Below are 19,731 nucleotides of genomic sequence, written 5' to 3' on the forward strand. Positions count from 1 at the left end.
AGGCCTGCCGCTAGCGTTCATCCTGAGCCAGGATCAAACTCTCCATCGTAAATTCTAGTTGAGATCAGAAGCGATCTCGATGTTTATAGCCTTATAAGTGCTAATCTATTAATGTCAATACGTCAAAGAACTGTTTCTCTTTCGAGATGGTGGCCAACCGTTGTTGGCCTTCCTTATATTTGGGAGTGCAAAGGTACGACACTCAATCTTTCTTGTCAAGTAAAAGTTGAAAAATATTTTTAACAACTTTTTTCAAATCCCATTTCTAAACTCTTGATAAAAAGGCGTTTATCTTTAAAATGCTCGCCCTTTCTTCTGATTTGGGAGTGCAAAATTATGCTTTTATATTTCTTTACGCAAGTATTATTTCAAACTTTTTTCAAAAAATTATTCAGGCTGTAGAAACGGGTAGCCATAATTTTTGGGAGAAACATAAGTTTCTTTAATAGTTCTGGCTGAAACCCAGCGATATAGATTCAAGGCAGAGCCTGCTTTATCATTTGTGCCCGATGCTCTCGCCCCTCCAAAAGGTTGTTGACCAACTACTGCTCCTGTGGGTTTATCATTAATATAAAAGTTACCAGCAGCATTTTGGAGCTTATGGGTGACTTCCTCTATTATATATCGATCCTTAGCGAAAATAGAGCCCGTTAGGGCATAAGGAGAGGTTGTATTAACCGTTTCAATAATTTTATCGAATTCAGACGGCTCGTAAACATATATAGATAATACCGGGCCAAAAATCTCCTCACACATTGTTCGGTAAGTTGGATCAATTACTTTCAAAACTGTTGGTTCTATAAAGTAGCCTTTTGAACCGTCGTAGTTACCACCTGCCACAACCGTCACTTGGGTACTTTTTTTAGCTTCATCTATATATGCCGTGATTTTTTTAAAAGCTCGTTCGTCGATGACAGCATTAATAAAATTGGTAAAATCCTCGGTTCCACCCATTTTTATCTCAGCTAAGAATTCCTTCATTTTTGCTTCAACCGCTGGCCAAAGCGTCGAAGGAAGGTATGCGCGGGAGGCTGCTGAACATTTTTGCCCCTGATATTCAAATGCACCACGGACTAACCCTGTAGCTACTTCGTCGGCATGGGCCGATTCATGAACTAATACAAAGTCTTTTCCACCGGTTTCACCTACAATACGTGGATAACTTTTGTATTTGTGGATATTGGCTCCAATTGTGCCCCAAATTTGTTGAAAAACTCCTGTGCTCCCTGTAAAATGAATACCAGCAAAGTCGGCATGGTTAAAAATAATGTCACCAGCCACGGGTCCATCAACAAAAATCAAATTAATCACTCCCTTAGGTAAACCAGCTTCATTCAGCACATCCATAATTACTTTAGCTGAAAGAGCTTGCGTGTACGCCGGCTTCCAAACGACAGTGTTACCCATTAAAGCTGCAGACGTAGGCAGATTACCAGCAATAGCCGTAAAATTGAATGGTGTCAAAGCAAAAACAAAGCCTTCGAGCGGGCGATACTCCAATCGATTCCATACTCCGGGGGAGGAATTAGGTTGTTGCTGGTATATCTCTGTCGCATAATGCACATTGAATCGAAGGAAATCTATTAATTCACAAGCTGAATCAATTTCTGCCTGATATGCATTTTTCGACTGTCCGAGCATTGTTGCAGCATTAATTTGTGCTCGATATGGGCCTGCAAGCAGATCGGCGGCTTTTAAGAAAATACTGGCCCGATGTTCCCAGGATAAATTAGCCCAGGCTTCTTTTGCGGAGAGCGCTGCTTCTATTGCCTGCTCAACGTGTTGGGCATCGCCTTCATAAAAATAACCTAGTGTATGTTGATGATCATGGGGCGGAGCTACGCGAAGTTTACGTTCAGTTCTAACTTCTTTTCCGCCGATATACATTGGGATATCCGTTTCGTTGGCACGGAAATCAGCTAATGCTACTTTAACTGCTTCGCGTTCGGGCGAACCTGGTCGGTATTCTTTGACCGGCTCATTTGCCGGTATGGGGGCATTAAAAAATCCGAAGGACATAATGAAGTGTATGTTTTTACAAATTTACGTATTGCCTAACTTATCCACTAATCAACAATAGTTTTCCACATTTAACGGGTAATTTTCGATTCATTGGGCTGATTTACCGTACTTTGCAGCCTTATTTCGATTTTTTGCTTATGCGTTTTTACAGTACAAACAATCCAGGAATAACCGTAACACCTGAGCAAGCTCTTTTTCACAGCATGCCAGCTGATAAGGGGTTATACATGCCCACTCCCCTACCTCATTTAGGCACTCAATTTTTTGATAATATTTCTGGGCAATCGTTAGCCGAAATCGGTTTTGAGATCAGTAAAGCGCTATTTGGCGATGAGATTAGTAAAGCAGATTTAGAAGAGTTAACGCATCGGGCATTTCCGTTTGACACTCCTGTTGTTAATCTGGAAGCAGGTAGAACGGCTGTCTTAGAGTTATTTCATGGCCCTTCGTTAGCCTTTAAAGATGTTGGTGCACGTTATATGGCGGCCTTAATGTCTTATTACTCGAAGCGTAGTGATAAAGAAATTAATATTCTGGTAGCTACTTCCGGTGATACAGGTGGTGCAGTTGCTATGGGTTTTCACAATGTTCCTGGAGTTCGGGTTTCTATTCTTTACCCAAGCGGCCGTGTTAGCGATTTACAAGAAAAGCAGTTGACAACCCTTGGTGGAAACGTTCAGGCATTTGAAGTTGACGGCTCTTTCGACGATTGTCAGGCTATAGTCAAACAAGCTTTTGTTGATGCTGAATTAAATGCGCAGCTTTCGCTCTCTTCAGCCAATTCGATCAATATTTTTCGGTTGATTCCCCAAGGCTTTTATTACGTTCGAGCCTACGGTCAGGTTCGGCATCATCAAAAACCTATCGTTTTTTCAACACCCAGTGGAAATTTTGGTAATCTGAGCGCTGGAGTCATGGTTCAACAAATGGGTCTGCCAGTTGATCATTTCGTTGCAGCAACTAACCTCAATCATGTTGTTCCCGACTACTTAACAACTGGAACTTACACTCCCAAAGAATCTGTGGCAACTATTTCAAATGCCATGGATGTCGGTAGTCCAAGTAATTTCGTTCGGCTTTCCCATTTATACGGAGATGATTTTGATCGGTTTAAAGCCAATGTTTCAGGCTATTTTTATGATGATGATACAACACGGGCTGGAATGCAGAAAATTTATGCGAAATATGGCTATATAGCTTGCCCTCATACGGCTATAGGTATTATGGGCGCACAAGATTTCCTAGTTGAATCGAAGCAGAATAGCATTGGTATTGCACTAGCCACGGCTCATCCATCGAAATTTAAACCACTCGTTGAAGAAGTACTGAATTTAACTGTTGATGTGCCCGAGCGACTAGCCGAATTAGCCGATCGCCCTAAACATAGTATTTTTATTCCGGCTCAATACGAGGCTTTTAAAGAATCCTTGCTTCAAACAGTAGCCTAATCAGTTATCCACAAAAAAGCCAGCAATCCACAAATTGCTGGCTTTTTTGTGGATAATAAATCCCAAAGTTAATTCACAGTATCTCCCCGTAAAGCCCGGTATCGCTTACGAGCTTCAGCCCCATATATGCTTCCTGGATATTTGGTAAGTACCTTCTGATAGGCGTCCATGGCAGCCGCTTTATCTTTCAAGCGCTCATCGTAGATTTTACCTTGGGTGAATAAAGCATCATCGCCTAGAATGTCATTAGGATACTTATTAACAATTAGTTTCAGGTCCTCAAGCGCTTCAGCATTTTTTCCTTGCTTCATGTAGGTGTTTGCCCGAAGCCAGAGTACTTCATCTGCAATGCTGTGATCGCTATACTTTGTCAACATTTTATTGAGGTTATCCACAGCTTCATCTGTTTTGTTCTGCAAAAGAAGTAATTCCGTATCAGCATACCAGCGCATGGCAGCTTCTGTACTATCCATACCTGTGTTATCCACAATTAATAAACTAAGCTGTTCAGCATCATTAGCAATTTCACGAGATGTAGCCAGTTTAAGTACATCTAATAAATCCTTCGCTACCGAGAAATTGCCTTTGTAATAGTGAAGTTTGGCATTTTTAAGTTTTGCCTCATAACCCAATAGCTCTTCTTTTTGAGACTTTTCCACTTGAGAATACAACAATGTGGATTCCCAGGGCTCACCTTTCAGCAGATAAATATCACCCTTGTCAAGTTTACAACGATCTACGAAATTTTTATCGGCCTTCCCTAAATCAATTGCCAAATCCAGTACCGTTAACGCAGTGTCTTTGCTATCAAGATAGTTGCCGTAGAGGTTAGCTGTACTTCTGAGAGCTTCCAGTGTTTTGGTATTGGTACCAATTTCCTGTAGCATACGCTGATAATCGGCGATCAATTTTCTAATTTCAAGCTTATCAATTGGGTATGTATTCTTAACCTGTTCCTCACGAGCACTGATAACTAACCGACGAGCAAATGGATAAAGCTGACCTTGTGGATAAGTTGTTGTTACATATTCAAATGCATCTGCAGCTGCTTTATATTCTTTATTGTTCATAGCCAACATGCCTAAATCATAGACACGACTGCCATTTAGCTTCATTCGTTTATCAGTAGCTTTCTCCTGCAACAACGCCCGGCTAAACTTCTGCTTTTGCACGAAATACCAAATCAGAAGCTCATTGTATGCCAACTCATTTGGCTCCTGCTGGATTTTTGTATAAAGTGCTTTTTCTACAAGTGGTTCATCTTTTGTGTTGATAAATCCCTGCAGAGCGGCCAGAACCGTTTCTTTTTTATCTGTCTGCTTACTGGTCGTGATAATTTCGTCGATTGCTTTCTCTGTCTGCCCAGTCGCTCGATAGAGGGCCATTAAATCTTCGCTATACGACGTTGGATCTTTGCTGACCTCTCGCGCCGTTTCAAGCGTTTTGACAGCCCAGCGCGTTTCACCAACTTCATTAAAGGCCGTTGCCAGCTTTTCCAGTTTCGCAATCGACGATTTACTTGATTGCAAAGCCGCCGTGTACTGAATTTGCGCCTGTGTCGTATCACCTTGCTGCGTGGCTAGTTGCCCACTCACTAATTCATAGTACGATCGATTGGCTTCATCACTACGCTGCTGCTTTCGTAAATACTTGACAGCTTCTTCGCCTTTATTTGTTTTTTGGAGGCTTGTGATATACCGCGTCAGTCTTGTCCAGGTCACGTCTGTTTTCAACAGCTTGGCATATTCGTTTGCGGCCTTTTCAAACTCGCCCGCCTTGTAATATTCTTCGGCCAGCGTTGTCCCCCCTTGGCCATACACCAACCCGGCTGACAACAGCCATAGCAACGTAACAAAGACTTTTGACCTTATTAACATTATATAAAAAAGCTTTTTAAAAGAAACGTTATTATACTCATTAGTCATGTGGAAATGTGAATAAATAAGTTGTCCACCAGACTAATTAACTATTGTGGACAAAAAAAGCATGTTATCCACGAACTAACTTTTGCTTATCCACACTTAATTTACTCATTTTTAAATAAATAACATTTTTTCCACATTTTGTGTGTTAAGTATTTGTGGATTTGTGCATAAGATTTGTGCACAGTTTTAAGTGGGGAAAGTTTGTGGAGTTGATTGTGATATGTAGGGCTTTCTCCACATCGTGGGCCCTCTTTCTTTCCATTGTGGATTACTATTGATTCAATCCACATCACGGTCAATCCTTTTGAACACGTTTTCCACGCCTACTGTTTAGTTATACACAGGCTTATTCACACTAAAATTTCACTTTTTTAATTTAGAATAGACCTTTACCTTACAAGGAAAAAATAAGCCTAACTATGACCTTTTGCTGGCAATTATTATGCCCTAACGAAAGGCTAAGCTGGCTTACTTATAAATTATAGCCTTTATTAAGCTTTCTGGAATAGATAAATTAAGCTAGACGAATTACCGGTTCGATTAGCTGCATTATTTGATGATAAGCCTACTCGTATACTTTTCAGATAATCTGTTTTTCCACTTTGGTAGCGAGTGCTCAACATTGCGATATAAAAGGCATCGAATACCATGGGTTTCTGATCAACTAAGGCAAAGCCATGTTTTTGAAAAAGTGGCTTTATCGTTGTTGGCGTAAAATGGTAGAGGTGACGAGGGACATCATAGGCAGCCCAATACTCTTTAAAGTAATGAGCGTCATACGAGTCCGAATTAGGTACAGCAATTAGTAGTGTACCTGTCTTAGCTAATAGTTTATGTAGTTGAGGAATGACTTCATTGACATTTGGAATATGTTCAAGTACATGCCAAAGAGAAATAATGTCAAACGGCTTCTCACCTACTAAGGCGTTTAAATTAGGTTTAATTTCAACTTGTAATTTTTTCTGAGCAACTGCGCGAGCATCCGTGTCGGGTTCCATACCCATCACTTCCCAACCGGCATTTTTACAATTTTCGAGGAAAGCTCCTGTTCCGCAACCGACGTCCAGTAGCCGACCTTTTCCTCCATTCAACTTATTAATCAAGTTGAGTTTAGAGCGCAATGTATAATTACGAACGATACGGTATGCGGTATTGACCAAGCCTTTCCCCTCGTCATTATGAGATACGTAATCCTCCGATTTATAATACTGGCCAATTGAATTGGCATCTGGCCGAGGATTGGTTAATCGAAAATTGCACCTCCTACATTCCTGTATAGCGAATTTTTGCTGGCTAACTAAATAGTCGTTACAGACTAAAAATGGCTTAAATTGATTGTTGCCACAAACGGGGCATTCTGTTATCGTTTCCAAATTCGCGATCAAAATTGTAGGGATACAAAAAGGTTCTGATCATAAAATCATTTTGATTGTACAATCAGAACCCACTTTTCTAGCGGCCCATATAGACCAATAAAATCGAAACATCGGATGGGCTCACACCGCTAATTCGGGAGGCTTGGCCGATGGTTGCTGGACGTAAGCGCTTCAACTTTTCTTTTCCTTCAAACGAAAGTGCTTTGAGTCGATCATAATCAAAAGCGGGATTGATCGATAGGTTTTCCCATTTATCCAGCTTGTCCGCATTTTGTTTTTCTCGATTCAAATAGTCTTCGTATTTAATTTCTATAACGGTTTGCTCAATGATCTCCTCCCCTACCCCAGGCATATTAGGAACTAGTTTTAACAGCTCTTTTACATCTTCCTGATCTATTTCAGGGCGTTTCAGTAATGTATAGAGGCTGCTTTTTTCACGTAGTACCGCACTATTTTTAGAGGCTAACCAATCGTTTATTTCCTCTGGCTTTACTCTTGTAGCCCGTATAGCTTCGGTTAATTCTGCTAGGCCATCGCGTTTTACAAGCATATTATCATACCGTTCCTGAGAGGCTAAACCGATGGCATATCCTTTTTCTGTTAGTCTTAAATCCGCATTGTCCTGACGCAGCAAAGTTCGGTACTCAGCTCTTGAAGTAAACATACGGTAAGGCTCTTCTGTACCTTTTGTAATCAGATCATCAATCAATACACCTATATATCCCTCCGAGCGTTTGATCGTAAATTCGGCCTCTTCGTGCGCATTTCGATGCGCATTGATGCCTGCCATCAGCCCTTGACAAGCTGCTTCTTCATAACCTGTTGTGCCATTTATTTGCCCTGCAAAAAAGAGATTTTGTACTAATTGTGTCTCTAGAGTGGGCTTTAATTGGGTAGGTGGAAAGAAATCATACTCAACGGCATAGCCTGGACGAAACATTCGTACGTTCTCAAATCCTTCGATTTTCCGCAGGGCATTATACTGGACAGTTTCTGGAAGCGACGTTGAAAATCCATTTACATACACTTCAACGGTATCCCATCCCTCAGGTTCCACGAAAATTTGATGCCGATCCTTATCTGCAAATCGATTAATTTTATCTTCAACGGATGGACAATAGCGAGGGCCTAATCCTTTTATCCGACCCGTAAACATAGGTGATTTTTCGAAACCTGTTTTTAGCTCGTCGTGTACTGCCTGATTGGTATAAGTAATCCAGCAACTCCGTTGTTTGCTCAGTTTCGGTGTATTTGTATAGGAAAACTTTCCTGGATTTTCATCTCCAAGTTGCTCTTCCATTTTGTTATAATCGAGACTCCGACCATCAACTCGTGGAGGTGTACCGGTTTTCATTCGACCAGATTCAAAGCCTAAACTTACCAATTGTTCTGTTAAGCCTGTTGCTGACCGCTCTGCCGTTCGCCCTCCTCCGAATACTTTTTCACCAATGAACATCTTGCCGTTTAAAAACGTACCGTTTGTCAAGACTACCGATTTGGCTGAAAATTCTACACCCAAGCTGGTTTTTACACCAACTACTCTTCCATCATTTACAATAACTTCGTTGACAGTATCCTGCCAGAAATCAATGTTTTTATTTTCTTCCAACGCTTTTCTCCATTCCCAAGCAAATAAATTTCGATCGCTCTGGCAGCGTGGACTCCACATGGCTGGCCCTTTCGAACGATTGAGCATGCGAAATTGAATCATGCTTTTATCGCTGATAATTCCTGATAATCCACCCAGCGCATCAACTTCTCGGACAATCTGTCCTTTGGCTACGCCACCCATTGCTGGGTTGCAGGACATTTGTGCGATTGTTTGCATGTTCATTGTGATCAGTAATACTCGAGAACCCATCGTCGCAGCTGCACTTGCCGCTTCACATCCCGCATGACCTGCACCAACAACAATGACGTCGTAAGAAGAATACATTTTTAGTGATTTTTGAAAAATGTTTCACGTGGAAACTTTTCACAAAATTGTTGAAAGTTGCTGAAAAGATAAAACGTGATTGAAATCTGATGAAAAGGCAACAAAAAACCGCTGACCTTCGTGCCAAGTCAGCGGTTTTAATTGAAAGCGTAATTTACTTGCTTACTTTCTGTAAATACTGATTCGCTTCTTTTTTGTAGAAAAGATTATAGTTTGGAGTAACAGAGCGAAGTACTTCAACTTGTTTTGTTTTCTGTTGTAAGTTAGTCGAATCAAAGAAAGAAGGTGTGCTGCGTTTGGTTGATTTAGCTGTTTCAGCCTGCCGTTTAGGATCTTCCTCTTGTTGCTTAAGTGCTTTTTCTGACTCCAACAAACGAGTTAGAATTTCATTCTGACGATTGATGAGGTTAGGATTTACACGTTTGTTGACCAAATCAGTTTCAGATTCATCCATTTTTTCCAGTAAGTCCTTTACTTGTTTTTCCTGTTGTTTACCAGCTTCAGTTCCTTTCGCGTTTTCTTCAAGTTTTTTAAGCATTTGGCGAATCATAGCTTGTTCGGCTGCCATTTGGGATAGCTCTTCAGATAACCCTCTACCTGTTTTACCTCCCTTCTGAAGCTGCTGCATTTTCGCATTGAGCTGTTTTTGCATCTCGCCCATACCACTAGGATTCTGCCCTTTTTTGCCGCCTTTTCCTTTTCCTGGCATTGCCATAGCATTCATCTGCTGCTGCATATTCTTCAACACATCACTAAGCATCAAAGCAAGATTATTGATTGAGGTCATTGCAAACTGTTGCTTAGAGGAGGCCATACTTAAACGACGATCACGTAATTGTTGAACACTTTCGTCCATATAAGATTTCATATTGGTTAGCTCGCGGGTCACAAATGATTGAATCTGTACAACCCGGCTGGCAAGGGCATTTAAGCTATCTTCAATGATTTTGGCGTCATCTTGAAGCTTCAGTTGCTCCTGTGAAAGTTTGGTGACGCGAGGGTCTTGAAGACTCATTCCCCGAAAATCTTTCATCACTTTCTCCTGACCAAACGAAAGCGTAATCAGATTATCAAGGATATTACGCAAGTCATCCATGTTTTCCTGCATCTCTTCCATTTCAGATGATTGCATGGATTCTTTCATTGCTTTACTCATAGCGCGCATGGATTTTGCCGATTTTTTCTGTTTTGAAGCCGCCTGCTTTCCTTGGTCGCTCTTCATATTTTTCATGGCTTCTTCCATATCCTTCTCAATCTCCTTCTGCTCTTCCTCAGAAGATTCAGGCTTATTTAACTCGTCTTTTTCTGCCTGTTTCTGAAGCTCATCTAGCTGATCCTTAGTGTTTTTGAAATCTTCCTGCGATTTTTCCTGCTGCTTTTGCTGCTCTTGGGATGTCTCGTTTTTCTTGGCATTTTCTTCTGCCTGTTTCTCTAAGTTCTCTGCTTGTTTTTCAAGGTTCTCAGCAATGTTATTAACCTTTTGTTCCAGTTGCATTTGTTTGAAAAGCTTAAGCGCACGGTCTAAATCACGCTCCATATTCTTTTCTTTGCGACTCAATTTGTCAAGCATATCCGATGCTTTTTCATCTTGTTTACGCTCTAATAACTGCTTTAGTTGCTCATATAGTTGCTTCGATTCAGGGTCTAGAAGTTCATTGAATAGCTTCTTTAGCTGTTCCAATTTGTCTTGCATAGCCTGATTTTTTTCCGAGAATCGCTGCTGTGTATCGTTTGTTTTTTGGAATTGCTCCTGTAATTTCTGTATTTCCTTGAGTAGCTCTTCTCGTTTTTGTAGGACGTCTTGAAGCTGCTTTTTGTCCTGAAAATCAGATGATTTCTTGGTTCGCATGCGATCTTCCATCTGATTTAATTCCTTCTTGATCTCTTGCGTCTTGCTCAGTGCATTATCGATTTGCTGTTCAGTCTTTTCGGCAGACTTATCAACCTGTTTCTGAATTTCGGCGTTTGAGGGTACGACAAAATTTAATTGATTTGAGCGGCTCGATTTTGGGCCATTAACTCCATCGTTATCCCACACTTGTACGTAATACTCAAGCTTATCTTCTTGCCCAAGCTTGAGGCTGTCTAGTGACCAGTTATAGACAAAATTCTGTGAAGTGGTCGAACGATTGACCGGGATGTCTTTACTATACAAAGCTGACTCTTTCCCGTTTCGATTGATTTTGTAATTAAGTCTCAGCTTAGAGAATCCGTAATCGTCAGAAACAAGACCCGAAAGAGCTATATAATTATAGGTAACTGTATCTTGAATTCGATCAACTGAAATTTGCGGAAATCGATCCGGAATTACTTGGATGTTATATTGTATTGTTGAAGGTGTATTAATTTGTCCGTTTTTCAGCGATACAGTATAAGTCGCATTTTGCATTAACCGACGATTCAGCACGAACATGTTATCTTCGATTAAACGAGCCGGTAATGGTTTTAAATCAGTATTAAAGCGCAGTGATAACGAATCGGTGTGATCAGCAGCAAACTCCCAATTCACTACTGTTCCTTGCGGAACCAGTAGATTACCCACATTAGAAAGTTGCTCCGCAGGTTTATTTAGATAAGCCGGATAGTTGAGTTTAACATTAAATGAAAGAACGGCCGGGCGGTCAATAAGGGCTACTTTATATCCTTCTGAATTAAATCCGGCGGCTTCAAGATGAAAATCTAGATCGCGTTGTAGGTTATCAAAATTGTATGAAAACTGGTCACCTGTTGGCTCTAATTTAAAGCGTGTTCCATTTGCAACAACATACACGGCTTGTGGAATGGCATCTCCAGTCAGTTTTACGTTAAGCAGAAAATCTTCATTTCTGAAGGCTTTAAGCGATTTGTTTTGGATAACAAATTTGAAGGGAGCTTCTTCAGCAAACTCTTTATTATAGTTAACAAGTCGTGTCGATGATTTGGTAAAGAACGTTGGATTCACGACCAGAATTAACAGGATAAGCGCAAGCGGAGGTATGGCGTATTTAAGAAATTGACGATTGCGACTAATCTGAATTGCATTCGAAAAACGGTTAATTAATAACTGCTGTGATCGCTGATTTAGACTAGCCTGAAGCAAATCACTTTGATCTGATGAGATACGCTGGAGTTGAAGTGTATTCAAGAGCTTATCCCCTACTTCCGGAAAAAACGTTCCAATTTGCCGGGCGGCCTCATCATTTGACAAGGGTTTATTTAGCCCGTACAAGCTCATTAACGGGCGAATAATGAATAAATACAAACCAACCAGAATTGTCAGCAGAAACCCAAAAAATAGGGCTCCCCGACCGACTGAATTGAACTTGCCAATAAATTCTGCCGTGTTGATGAACAAATAACCACTACCCAATAGAGCAACAAAAAATAAACTTCCTTTTACCAGCTGGTTTTGGAAGTAGCGTTTTTTGTATTCGTCTATGCGTTGTAAAAGAGTTGTGTAAGCGGTTGAAGATTGCATAGGAATTCAGGTTGAGTAGTTAAACGAATAGAGTCTCGAAATACTGAATAACGTGTTGTTTTAAAAAGGTCTCCTGCGCTAATAGGTCTCCGTGCGGAATCGGTTTAGTTAGCGTCCAGCGTGGCCAACCGTCTTTATCTTTTCCTTCAAATGTGTAATACCCCGACTGGCTTAATACTCGGCACACGGCAATGTGCATTAAGTCTTGTTTCGCTTCTTTAGAGAAACGTTTGGGACCAGTACCTAACTCTTGCACGCCAATTAAAAAGAGAACGGCATTAAGGTCAGCAGGTCGTTTTCCCACCAGCGATTGCAACTGGTCAAGTAACTCATCCCACGATATATCTATACTTTTTGCTTCCACAGTATCTCTTCAATTATTCTTCTCTCTAAATTACAACGTTTTATAGTACAAACGAATACAAACTATGTTTCGGTTTATACAGTCATTTGTAGCCGATTTTACGGATCTGCTTTTTCCTTCTCTCTGCTTAGGCTGTAAAGAGTCATTAGGTGCAAATGAGCGTATATTATGTACGGCTTGTCGAATTAATTTGCCAGAAACGAGGCAGCATGTTGAGCCTTATGATCAAAATCTCCTCAATAAGTTTGCCGGAAAAGTGCCTGTTTATTTTTTAGCTTCTTATCTGCATTTTACAAAGGGTGGAATTGTACAAAATTTAATCCACAGCTTTAAATACAAAGGCCAAAAAGAAGCTGCTAAAGAACTGGCCAACTGGTACGGTCAGCAATTAAAAACGGACTGCAAATCTCTACAAGTTATAGACGTACTAATTGGTGTTCCGTTGCATAAGAGTCGTTTTCGGAAACGGGGTTATAATCAGGCTGATTGGATTGCGGAAGGATTATCTGATGCGCTTGAAATCCCTATGCGAACAGATGTATTAATTCGCAAGACTTTTAAAGCATCGCAAACGCACAAAAATCGCTTGGAACGATGGGAAAATGTCAACACGGTGTTTGCAGTTGTGAAGCCTGAAGCTATCAAAGATAAAAACGTTATTATCGTTGATGACGTATTAACCACCGGTGCAACAATTGAAGCGTGTGCCGTTGAATTGGTAAAAGCTGGTTGTAAATCAGTAAGTGTATTAACTCTTGCGGTAGCTGATCGATAAGCTTTAGGCCATAAAGACAGAGGGCACCCAATGCTGGATGCCCTCTGTCTTTAGAAAACTATTGAGTCTTATTTATTCCGACCAACGCCGATCATTGCACAACGGAAGCCAATCATTGCCGTGGCTGAATCCTGATCCAGGAACCGACGTGTACCAGGCGATAACCAGTAAGCAACATCATTCCAGGAGCCGCCTTTATAAACACGTAGTTTATCGTCAATCAATGATTGTTTATTCTTGCTGTCGTAATTCTTTGAATCATCTACATAGCCATTTCTGCGAACAGGATTCAAATCACTAACGTCCTGATAGGAAAGTGGCCGATAAACGTCCATCACCCATTCGTTTACATTACCAGCCATGTTATACAGACCAAAATCATTAGCAGGATAGGCGTAGATTTCAGCCGTGATAATAGCGCCATCATTTGAACGTCCGGCAATACCGGCATAGTCACCACGACCACGTTTGAAGTTCGCTAGCATTTGACCTTGTTTGCGGCCTTTCTTAGGATTCCGAACTGACGAGCCATCCCAGGGATAAATCCGCTGATTGATTTGGTTCTCGTCCATGTATTGTGTTCCGATCAAAGCTTTGGCTGCGTATTCCCATTCAGCTTCGGTTGGTAGCCGGTAATCTGGTAAAATTGTACCACTTTCCAGGCTAGGTCTTGCAGGAGCAGCTGTGGTTGCTTCGGCTAGTGCGGCATCATCGGCTTTTTTAGATTTTCGTTTCAATGAAAAACCGCCCCCTTTCTTTTTTGGACCACCATTTTTAGCCAGTTCATTATTTACAGCGTTAGACCGCCAGGTAGCATAGTCCGTAGCCTGAACCCACGATACACCCACCACTGGATAATACCGGAATGCAGGATAACGGAGATACTGCGTAACATAAGAGTCGTTAAAGGACAATGGATTCGACCAAACTGTTGTATCTGGCAAAGCTGCTTTCACCACTTCCTCTGATGAATCACGCTGAATGGCATTCAGGTATTCGAGGTAGTGAACATTGGCCATTTCGGTTTCATCCATATAGAACGATTGAATCGAAACCGTGCGCTCTTTATTGTCACGCGAGTTCATCACGTCTTCTTCAAGGGCACCCATTGTAAATCGACCACCTTCAATAAAAACAAGGTTTGGACCTGCTTTCTGTCCTGCGAATTTTTTAACCTGAAAGCCGTCTTTCTGGTTGTAAGCAATACCCGTCGCCGTACTCTTGTTACCGGGCTGCACACTGGTCGGGTGCTTGGGCTTACAGGATGCCAGGGCCGCTGTTGCCAGTAGCACATAAGCCGCTCGTTGCAGGTGATACTTTTGAATCATTGCTCTATTTTGTGTAAAACGTAGGTACAAAAATCGTAATTAATTTGTCATCGACTCCAATATTTCATCCAATTGCTCAACGGAATACACATCTATATGCGTAATAATGGGTCTTCCCTTCGATTCTTTTAATGAGCATTTGGTTGGGTTTCGCTTGAGATACTCAATTACCTTGCCAAATTGGTCCGATTTGAAGAAGTCGTCGTTCCCGTTAGAAACGAAGTATCCTTTCAGGATATTATTCTTAAGCGTCAGTTTTTCAAGGTATAACTGCTCAGCTTTCCAGCGAACATTGACCATTTTAATGAGGTTTTCGACTTCTTCTGGTAAAGGTCCGAATCGGTCGATCACTTCCTGACGGAATGCCTGCAGTTCTTCCTTATTTTGAAGGCTATCCAGACGAGTATATAACGCCAAACGTTCTGATATATTTGAGACGTATTTCTCAGGAATAACAACCTGCAAATCAGTCTCAATAATGGTATCTGGTAAAGATAATTTCAGATCGCCGGGTTTGGTTTCAAACAGGTCTTTAAATTCGTTTTCACGTAACTCCTGAACGGCTTCATCGAGTACTTTATGGTACATTTCAAAACCCAGGTCATTAACGAAGCCACTCTGTTCGGCACCGAGTAAATTTCCGGCTCCCCGAATATCTAAATCACGCATGGCAATTTTAAACCCTTCGCCCAAATCTGAAAAGTCCTCCAGAGTCTGGAGCCGTTTGCGTGCGTCGGCTGTCATCACTGAAGGTGGTGGCGTTAATAAATAACAGAAGGCTTTCCGATTCGATCGCCCTACCCTACCGCGCATCTGGTGCAAATCCGAAAGTCCGAAATAGTGCGCATTATTAATCAGGATGGTGTTCGCGTTCGGAATGTCGAGACCCGATTCGATAATATTGGTCGACATCAATACATCGTAATCGCCCTCTATAAATCGGGTCATGATTCGCTCCAATTTTTCACCTTCCATTTGTCCATGGGCTACACCAACGCGAGCTTCTGGCACGAGTCGCATGATTAAATTGCCTATGGATTCAATATCGCTGACACGGTTATGAACAAAAAAGACCTGCCCTCCCCGGCGAATCTCGTAACTAACAGCATCTCTGATAATTACTTCGTTGTAAGGGTGTACTTCGGTCGTAACGGGTTGCCGGTTGGGTGGTGGCGTTGCTATGACAGAAAGATCACGAGCGCCCATCAGCGAGAAGTGAAGCGTTCTGGGAATGGGCGTAGCGGTGAGCGTTAACACATCTACTTCCACTCGCATTTCTTTTAATCGATCTTTGGTTTTTACACCAAACTTTTGCTCTTCATCAATGATTAAAAGGCCTAAATCCTTGAATTTGATGTCTTTATTGACAATTCGGTGTGTTCCGATCAAAATGCCTATTTCGCCAGATGAAACACCTTTCAGAATCTCTTTCGTTTGGGCTGCGGTTCGGAATCGGTTTATGTACTCAATTTTAACCGGGAAATCGGCCATGCGTTCGCTGAACGTTTTAAAATGCTGCATGGCCAGAATTGTTGTTGGCACCAGTACCGCAACCTGCTTATTGTCGGTAACCGCTTTAAATGCCGCCCGAATCGCGATTTCGGTTTTTCCAAAGCCTACATCTCCACAAACCAGTCGGTCCATTGGGTGCGGCTTTTCCATATCATCTTTGACATCGTTAGTCGCTTTAGCCTGATCGGGTGTGTCTTCGTACAGGAATGACGATTCAAGTTCGACTTGTAAGAAACTGTCGCGGCTGTAGGCATAACCCGGAGCAGCTCTTCGCTTGGCATACAGTGAGATCAGCTCCCGCGCAATGTCTTTAACCTGCTTTCGAATCCGCGATTTTTTCTGCTCCCATTCCTGCGTACCGAGTTTACTCATGGTCGGAGGCCCACCCTCTCTACCGCTATATTTGGCAATTTTGTGTAAGCTGTGAATACTTACTAAAAGGATGTCATTATCTCTATAAATTAGGCGGATAGCTTCCTGTTCATTGCCTGCATGATCTACTTTCTCCAGGCCCGCAAACCGACCGATACCATAGTCGATGTGTGTGACATAATCGCCCGGTTGCAAGGTTTTTAACTCGCGGAGTGTTAAGGCTTTCGATTTCGAAAACTTATCCTGAACGCGGTATTTATAGTATCGATCAAAAATTTGGTGATCCGTAAAACAGGCAATTTTTAAGGCGTCGTCGATAAATCCCTCCCGCAACCCAATGTTCAAAGGCTGAAATTTTACAAATGGATCTAGTTCCTCGAAAATTGTTCGGAGTCGATCAAGTTGTTTAAATGATTCTGCTGTTATAATGTTGGTGAAGCCTTTGGCTTGGTTTTCCCCAAGTGTATCGGCCAACCGTTTAAAATCCTTGTTGAACGATGGTTGAGGCTTGGAGCTATACTGTTGTTTCCCATCTGTTTTGAAATAAAACTTGCGTCCAAACTCAACTGTCCGATATCGTTTTAACTCATTCAAAAACGTCCGACGGGTTTCAAATAAACTGCCAGGGTCCGAAACTACCTGAATCCCCCCGCTACTCGCTACAACTGAAGTGAAACTCTGCTCAGCGTTTTCGTAGCATTTCTCAATAATCTCCAGCGTAAATTCGATGTCTTTTGCCCAAATGGTTGTCGACTCTGGCAGAAAATCAAAAAATGGTTCTCGAGTTTCCTGGACAAGTTTAGTCTGAATGTTGGGAATAATGTTGATAAACTCGACAGCATCTGTGGATAACTGGGACTCAGGGTTGAATTTTCGAATACTCTCTACTTCGTCATCGAACAAATCGATCCGAAAGGGAAACTCACTCGCGAAGGAGAATACGTCTATAATTCCACCACGAACCGAGAACTGACCTGCTTCATAGACGAAATCGGTTTTCTCAAATTCATAGGTTTGAAGCAGTTCTGCCACGAAATGTGTATCGAGCTTCTCGCCCACCCGAATTGTTAAGGTATTGGCCTGTAATGAGCGTTTGTTGATAACCTTTTCGGATAAGGCTTCAGGGTAGGTCACCATCAACAAGCCATCTTTCGGGGCCGGGTTGAGTTTGTTTAGCACTTCGGCCCGCATCAGTACATTTGCGTTCTCGACTTCTTCGTACTGATACGGCTTTTTATACGACATCGGGAAAAGCAAAACTTCCTGGCCGAGCAAGTTTTGCAAATCGTTAAAGAAGTAGGAGGCTTCGTCGCGGTCGGTTAAGATATACAGGTGATTTCCGCCAACCGATTTAAAGATCGACGATGCTAACACTGCGTCCAGACTACCTGCTAACCCTTTTATTTGTAGCCGTTGAGGTTCATTGGCTACTGGCTTGCGAGTAAATGGTTCGGCCAGCAATTTTATAAAACTATCGTCGGCGTATAAGCCGAGCAATTCATCTGGTTTCAAGCGTTAGTCAGGTTGTATGTCAAACACGAAAAGCCGCTGGAAGAACATTCCGGCGGCATAAAAGGGTAACAGTAGGTTTTGGAAATTTGTTGCGTTAACCGCTTATTTCAATTCGGACAGGAACGTATACTCAATATTTTCCTTATCCAATAATTTACGAATTCGGTCGCTGTCCTCAAAAACAATCACGATCTCTTTCTGCTCAATGTCTTCTTCGTCATCTACCCACTTCCAGTCTTCAGCCGTGGCATCAAGTATGCTCAGCAAGCTACCCATTTTGGCCGGGTCACGTTCCTTGTTAATTAGCTCAGTCGTGTTGGTGAAGTAAAAAACAATCCGCTCATCTTCGAGCCATTGTAAGTCATTTAACGAATTGTTCAGCGCTTCGAGCGTAAAACCAAAATTTGGAATTTCTAGTAGTTCAGCAATTTCCTCGTAAAACTGGCGCAATGTTTGTACGTCCTTTCCATCGATATGGGCAATGAAATCATTGGCATATCGGGCTTCCAGTTCACGCTCTGATCGGCTGATTAGAATGTTGGGATTCATGGGTTTTTTCTGAAAATTTGGACAAGCAAGTGGACAAAGAAATAGTTCCACGTGAAACTGATTATCAATCAGTTATAATCGTATGTAACCAGTTAAACCCTGGTTACTTAAGTGTTTTTAGGTGTGAAATGCCTACAAAGGTACATCCTTTGGACATGAAAAAACCCTCCGATTGAGAGGGTTTTTGGTTCATATTAATTCAATGAAAAGAGAGGAATTCGGGCGGCTACCATGTTATGAAACATCAATTCGGTAATCATTGGTGTCATATACTTGATGAGCGGAAATTCCGAAATCGATTCCATTACTTCCAGTTCTGAATCGGCTTTAAAAATACACCAGAGTTTTTGGCGATCGACCGAAAGAGAGTAAGACAGTAAAAATCCCTTTTCCATTAATTCCTCCACTTTGAGCCGTTGGGCAGGAATCCGGTTCTCGAAACCTTCATCCATTACAGCTGGAAGGTCAAATTCAACCATGTATTGGCTCATAGGCATTGCTGTTAAAGTAGAAGCCAGCGTTTAGTGGGCTTCGGCTATCAGCAAATTAACAACGTTTAATTCATCTTCGTTAATGGAGTGCGGAAAATTTGGATACAATTTCGCCGTAACGTTGGCACCCATCTGCCGAAATACCGTCTCCGATTCCAGAACACGCGCTTTTGGAATGTGCGGATCAATATCACTACAGCCTAAAAAAATAGGTGTATTTGCTAACGAACCTTCATAAGAACGAGCAAGGTTAGGCGGGCCGATCAAGCCACCACTTAATCCAAACACGCCACCGTATTCAGTCGCATTCCGAGCGATAAACTCCAGTGTGAGACAAGCTCCCTGTGAGAAACCAAGCCAATAAATTTGCGGCAACTTAAAATTAAAGTCCGATTGCAAACGGGCGCGTAGACTTGCTAAAACTTCTAAGGCCGATGATAAATACGGTTCGTTTTCTTCAAGCGGACGCAGAAAAGAATACGGGTACCAGGTATTACCCTGCGCTTCGGGAGCAACAAAGGCAAAGTCCTTATCATCAATGTACTCGGCAAGTGACAAGATATCTCTGGCCGATCCACCCCGACCATGCACCATGATCATGACTTTCGACGCTTCTTCCAGAGGCTTCCCTGCCGTACGAATATTGTTAGGGTTGTGTATCATA

13 protein-coding genes are annotated in these 19,731 nt (G+C 41.9%); 2 read left to right on the top strand and 11 right to left on the bottom strand.

Going from position 1 to position 19,731, the window contains the following annotated elements:
* Positions 1-387: 387 nt before the first annotated feature.
* Entirely contained in the window at positions 388-2,019 is a 1,632-nt protein-coding gene (gene pruA, locus ACYVGR_RS10030) for an L-glutamate gamma-semialdehyde dehydrogenase (RefSeq protein ID WP_460956103.1), read from the bottom strand.
* A 140-nt stretch (positions 2,020-2,159) separates the two neighbouring features.
* On the opposite strand from pruA, the gene thrC reads away from it, so the two are divergent.
* Entirely contained in the window at positions 2,160-3,470 is a 1,311-nt protein-coding gene (thrC, locus tag ACYVGR_RS10035) for a threonine synthase (RefSeq protein WP_460956105.1), read from the top strand.
* Between the two features lie 68 nt (positions 3,471-3,538).
* Here the strand turns inward: thrC and ACYVGR_RS10040 are convergent, their stop codons facing one another.
* The 5 genes from ACYVGR_RS10040 to ACYVGR_RS10060 all read right to left on the bottom strand — a co-directional run bounded on the left by ACYVGR_RS10040 (position 3,539) and on the right by ACYVGR_RS10060 (position 12,528).
* Complete coding sequence (locus ACYVGR_RS10040) at positions 3,539-5,347, bottom strand: tetratricopeptide repeat protein (protein ID WP_460956107.1); 1,809 nt, start codon at positions 5,345-5,347, stop codon at positions 3,539-3,541.
* A gap of 539 nt (positions 5,348-5,886) precedes the next feature.
* Positions 5,887-6,768 (bottom strand): class I SAM-dependent methyltransferase, encoded by an 882-nt coding sequence (locus ACYVGR_RS10045; RefSeq protein ID WP_460956109.1) that lies wholly within the window; start codon positions 6,766-6,768, stop codon positions 5,887-5,889.
* A 79-nt stretch (positions 6,769-6,847) separates the two neighbouring features.
* A complete protein-coding gene (gene mnmG, locus ACYVGR_RS10050) occupies positions 6,848-8,707 on the bottom strand; it encodes a tRNA uridine-5-carboxymethylaminomethyl(34) synthesis enzyme MnmG (RefSeq protein WP_460956111.1) in 1,860 nt (619 codons plus the stop codon).
* A gap of 154 nt (positions 8,708-8,861) precedes the next feature.
* Entirely contained in the window at positions 8,862-12,164 is a 3,303-nt protein-coding gene (locus ACYVGR_RS10055; protein ID WP_460956113.1) for a DUF4175 family protein, read from the bottom strand.
* A gap of 19 nt (positions 12,165-12,183) precedes the next feature.
* The gene (locus ACYVGR_RS10060) at positions 12,184-12,528 is read right to left on the bottom strand and encodes a hypothetical protein (RefSeq protein ID WP_460956115.1); all 345 of its coding nucleotides are present in this window, start codon (positions 12,526-12,528) and stop codon (positions 12,184-12,186) included.
* A 64-nt stretch (positions 12,529-12,592) separates the two neighbouring features.
* Here ACYVGR_RS10060 and ACYVGR_RS10065 point away from each other — a divergent pair, with 64 nt between their 5' ends.
* Positions 12,593-13,303, top strand: a complete 711-nt coding sequence (locus ACYVGR_RS10065) for a ComF family protein (RefSeq protein WP_460956117.1) — start codon at positions 12,593-12,595, stop codon at positions 13,301-13,303.
* A gap of 68 nt (positions 13,304-13,371) precedes the next feature.
* Here the strand turns inward: ACYVGR_RS10065 and ACYVGR_RS10070 are convergent, their stop codons facing one another.
* The 5 genes from ACYVGR_RS10070 to ACYVGR_RS10090 form a co-directional block, all read right to left on the bottom strand.
* Positions 13,372-14,631, bottom strand: coding sequence for an SUMF1/EgtB/PvdO family nonheme iron enzyme (locus tag ACYVGR_RS10070; protein ID WP_460956119.1), 1,260 nt, complete (start codon positions 14,629-14,631; stop codon positions 13,372-13,374).
* Positions 14,632-14,670: 39 nt separating this feature from the next.
* Positions 14,671-18,027, bottom strand: a complete 3,357-nt coding sequence (gene mfd / locus ACYVGR_RS10075; RefSeq protein WP_460956121.1) for a transcription-repair coupling factor — start codon at positions 18,025-18,027, stop codon at positions 14,671-14,673.
* A gap of 102 nt (positions 18,028-18,129) precedes the next feature.
* Entirely contained in the window at positions 18,130-18,576 is a 447-nt protein-coding gene (locus tag ACYVGR_RS10080) for a barstar family protein (protein WP_460956124.1), read from the bottom strand.
* A 194-nt stretch (positions 18,577-18,770) separates the two neighbouring features.
* Positions 18,771-19,067, bottom strand: a complete 297-nt coding sequence (locus ACYVGR_RS10085; RefSeq protein WP_111350520.1) for a muconolactone Delta-isomerase family protein — start codon at positions 19,065-19,067, stop codon at positions 18,771-18,773.
* Between the two features lie 30 nt (positions 19,068-19,097).
* Positions 19,098-19,730 carry an alpha/beta hydrolase gene (locus ACYVGR_RS10090; protein ID WP_460956126.1) on the bottom strand — a complete coding sequence of 211 codons (633 nt, stop codon included), beginning with the start codon at positions 19,728-19,730 and terminating at the stop codon, positions 19,098-19,100.
* Between the last annotated feature and the right edge of the window lies 1 nt (position 19,731).

The organism is Spirosoma litoris (assembly GCF_054776755.1).